Origin of the sequence: Amycolatopsis rhizosphaerae (genome assembly GCF_007713715.1) — a bacterium.
In the GTDB taxonomy this organism is placed as follows: Bacteria; Actinomycetota; Actinomycetes; order Mycobacteriales; family Pseudonocardiaceae; genus Amycolatopsis_E; species Amycolatopsis_E rhizosphaerae.
On record NZ_VJWX01000601.1, the window covers coordinates 1 to 3930 of the forward strand.

Below are 3930 nucleotides of genomic sequence, written 5' to 3' on the forward strand. Positions count from 1 at the left end.
GCAGCGCCACCCCGAGGACCGCGGTGACCACGGTGAGCACATCACCAGAGTTCACGGCACGTCATCCCGTATTTCCCCCGTCTCCGTCTTCCACCTTCTGCAGGGCCGCGGTCGGCGCGGTATGGCGGATCGTCGTCGGGCTGACGGTGTGAGTGCCGGTGTCAGCCGAACGTGAGCGAGTACGGCGGCAGCGTGCGCGCCGACCCGCCGGTGATCCGGAGCGCCGAAGACCCGGACACGTTCAGCGTCAGCGTGCGGTCCCGGCCCTCGAAGCGGACCAGGCCGCCCGCCACGTCGCGCACCACGCGGACCGAGCGGTCGCGCAGCCGCGGCGCCAGCCAGGTCCAGGCCTCGGTCAGGCCGGTGGGCCCGACCGGGGTGCCGTCACGGGGCCGGGTCCACAGCGCGGCGAAGGGCAGTTCGCCGTCGTCCTGGGGCTGCCACAGCAGCATCGCCGCGGCTCCCGCTTCGGCGGCCCTGGCCACCGCGTCCAGGCACAGCACCGCCCGGACCCGGTCGGTGCCCGCGGGGTCGCCCGGGCCGGGGGGCGCCAGGGGGTAGAACTCCGACCACCACACCGGCAGCCCGGTGAGCCCGTGGAGCCAGCGCGTCACGTCGGAGAAGACCGCGCCGGCCGCCGCCGGGCTGGTGATCAGGCCCTCGTCCCGGGTGGCGGTCGAGGCGTCGGCGGCGACGAAGTCGGCCCCGTGCTTGTGCTCGTTCCAGTACCGGACCAGTGCCAGTACCCGGGGGTCCACCGAGCCGTACGCGCCGGACAGGGGAGACGGCGGGTTCGTCGAGGCGTAGAGGGTGAACACGACGTAGGGCCCGCCGATCTTCGCGTCAGGGCGCACCCGCTTCACCGCGTCGTAGACCGCGTTGTAGAAGTCGGTGAACCCGGCGGCGTCCCACGTGTTCGCCCGCTCGTCCCAGAAGCCCTTCAGTTCGTTCCAGACCTGGAAGTAGTGCACCTGCGGATAACGCCGGGCCGCCTCGGCGGCCAGGTGGGCGAAATCCCGGTAGTGCTCCGGCCGGGGCGCGACGGTGAGGCGGTCCCAGTCGGTGGTGCCCGGCGCGCCGCCCTTCATCCAGTCCGGGGCGCAGCACAGGGTGAGGACCGGGGTGCCGCCGGTGCGCTCGACGAGCCGCATCCTGGTGTCCACATCGGACCAGTCGTAGGTGCCGGGGGAGGGCTCGGGATTGGTCGCCCCCCAGCCCATCAGGTGCTGGTTCTGCAGCAGCGGCGTCGCGCCGAGCAGGCGTTCGCCCTCGGCGCGCTGTGCGGGGGAGAGTTGCGGGTCGAGGCTGAACTGGGCGTGCGTCACGCCGAGGACCATGCCGCTTTCGCCCGGGTCGAGACCGGATGGCGCCTTTGCGGTGCACTGGGCGAGTGTCAGCACCAGCACCGTTACGATCGCGAGGCTCCGGGCGACACCGGCCGGCCTCCGGCGGTCACGCCTCCCGGCAGGCCCGGCCAGAGAGGGGAAGCGTGGTGAAAGGGCCCGAAATCTCGGTCTGTGTTCCCGCATACCAGGCGGAACGATACCTGGCCGAGACGCTGCGCAGTGTGCTCGCGCAGACCTTCCGCAACTTCGAACTCGTGGTGCTCGACAACGCTTCCACGGACGGGACCGCCGAGATCCTGCGCGGGTTCGACGACCCCCGGCTGCGCGTGGTCCGCAACAGCCGCGTGCTCCCGCTCGCCGAGAACTGGAACCGCGCCGTCGAGGTGTCCACCGCGCCGCTGGTGAAGCTGCTGTGCGCGGACGACGTGCTGCACCCCCGCTGCCTGGAGCGCCAGTACCCGGTGCTGGCGGGCGATCCGGGGGTCGCGCTGGTGGCCAGCAGGCGGGACCTGATCAACGAGGAGTCGCGGCTGATCAGCCGCAACCGCGGCCTGCGGGGCCTGCTCGGCCCGCACGAAAGCCAGGCGGTGATCCGCAGGATCGTGCGTCACGGCGGGAACCCGATCGGGGAGCCCGCGGTGACGCTGTTCCGGCGCGCGCAGTTCGACGCGGTGGGCGGGTTCGACGCCCGCTGGTTCTTCCCGATGGACCTCGCGCTGTGGATCAGGCTGCTCGAGCACGGGGACTTCCACGGCCTCCGCGAGTCGCTGGCCGCCTTCCGGGTGACCCGGGGCTCGCTGTCCGCGCTGGGCGACGAGTCGCTGTACGCCGAGCAGCGCTCGCTCAGCGCGGAGATCGCGAACGGCGTGGAATGGGACGTTTCGCGGGTGGATCGCCTGATGGGGGCGGCCACGGCCCCGGCGGCCCGGCTGCGCAGGCAGGCGCTGTTCCTCCTCGCCCGCGGCCAGGGCAGGCAGAGCGATCTCAAGGGGCTCCGGAGCAGGCGAAACAACTCCTCACGCTGATCACGCACAGTAGTTGCGCGGTTTCCTGATATTCATCCTTCCGAGGGCGGTAGTTTGTCCGCCGTGAAGCGCCGGGTGGTTCTCCTCAGCCTGTGTCTCGTGCTGGCCGCGGTCGCCGTCGCCGCGGTGAAGATCACTTCCAGACGGTTCGAAAACTCCGGCTCGCAGGCCGGGCCCGCCACGAGCGCGCCGGAGTCCGCCGCCGTGGTGCCGCCGATGCCCCAGGCGACCGAGGCCGCGGTCGAGTACGGCTGGCAGCGCGTGGGCGGGGACGAGTTCGACGGCACCAAGGTCGACACGACGCGGTGGGAGGTCTACGACGGGACGAACTCCCGCAACGAGACCTGGAGCCCGAAGCAGTGCGCCGTCAAGGACGGCCTCCTGACCATCACCGGTCTGTCCGACCGGGCGGGCACCACCTGCGGGATCGCCTGGAAGCAGGACCGGACCTACGGGCGCTGGGAGGTCCGGGCCCGGATGCCCGCCCCGGCCGACCCCGGCTACGCGCCGATCTTCCTGCTGTGGGGCGACGCCGGGAACTACCCGCACGCGGGGGAGATCGACTTCGCCGAGGAGTACGACCCCGCGCGCCAGTACATCGAGAGCTGGCTGCACGGGCCCGGCAACACCGAGGGCGGCTACTTCAAGAGCAAGCCGGTGGACCTGACCCAGTGGCACAACTTCGCGGTGGAGTGGGAACCGGACCGGATCACCCTCTACCTGGACGGGGTGGTGTGGGGGGTCTACGACGACCCCAAGTTCATCCCGCGCACGCCGATGCACGTGACGCTGCAGCAGAACTACACGCCCAAGGGGCCGGGACTGCCGCTGAAGAGCTCGGTGGAGATCGACTGGATGCGGATGTATCGCTGAGTGAGCCAAGCCACAGTTGAGAGCGAAATTATCAAGCGCTCAACCATGTTGGAGGAGGATGAAGGCGTTCTTCACGGAAAGGGATTGTCGATGACTTCCACGGCCAGCCTCGCCGACGCGCTCGAGGTGCCCCGCGAGATCCAGGACCTGCTGTTCCGGGAGGCTCGCACCGCCAACAGCTTCAGTGACGAGCCGGTGAGCGACGAGCAGCTCCAGGCGATCTACGACCTGATCAAGTGGGCGCCGACCTCGATGAACACCCAGCCGCTGCGCGCGCTGGTGATCCGCACCCCGGAAGGCAAGGAACGGCTCCTGCCGCACATGGCCGAGGGCAACCGCGCCAAGACCGCCTCCGCGCCGGTCACCGTGGTGCTCGCCGCCGACACCGACTTCCACGAGAACCTGCCGAAGACCTTCCCGCACAAGCCCGACGCGAAGGAGATGTTCTCCGACGAGCAGGGCCGGGAAGGCTTCGCGCGGCTGAACTCGCTGCTGCAGGTCGGCTACTTCATCATCGGCGTCCGCGCCGCCGGGCTGGCCGCGGGCCCGATGACCGGCTTCGACAACGCCGGGATCGACAAGGAGTTCTTCTCCGAAAACAAGTGGAAGTCGCTGGTCGTGATCAACGTCGGCAAGCCCGGTGAGAACCCCTGGTTCGACCGGCTTCCGCGGCTCGACTACCACGA

General features: G+C 70.3%; 4 protein-coding genes. 3 read left to right on the forward strand and 1 reads right to left on the reverse strand.

The annotated features are described in order from the left end of the window. Positions 1-161: 161 nt before the first annotated feature. The gene (locus FNH05_RS33940; protein WP_186382875.1) at positions 162-1406 is read right to left on the reverse strand and encodes a hypothetical protein; all 1245 of its coding nucleotides are present in this window, start codon (positions 1404-1406) and stop codon (positions 162-164) included. 86 nt (positions 1407-1492) lie between these two features. Here FNH05_RS33940 and FNH05_RS33945 point away from each other — a divergent pair, with 86 nt between their 5' ends. From FNH05_RS33945 to FNH05_RS33955, 3 genes are all read left to right on the forward strand, one after another. Beyond that, the gene (locus tag FNH05_RS33945) at positions 1493-2371 is read left to right on the forward strand and encodes a glycosyltransferase family 2 protein (protein ID WP_246128108.1); all 879 of its coding nucleotides are present in this window, start codon (positions 1493-1495) and stop codon (positions 2369-2371) included. A 63-nt stretch (positions 2372-2434) separates the two neighbouring features. After that, positions 2435-3244 carry a glycoside hydrolase family 16 protein gene (locus FNH05_RS33950; protein WP_144592946.1) on the forward strand — a complete coding sequence of 270 codons (810 nt, stop codon included), beginning with the start codon at positions 2435-2437 and terminating at the stop codon, positions 3242-3244. 90 nt (positions 3245-3334) lie between these two features. After that, on the forward strand, positions 3335-3930 hold a 596-nt coding region (locus FNH05_RS33955), incomplete at its 3' end, for a malonic semialdehyde reductase (protein WP_144592947.1).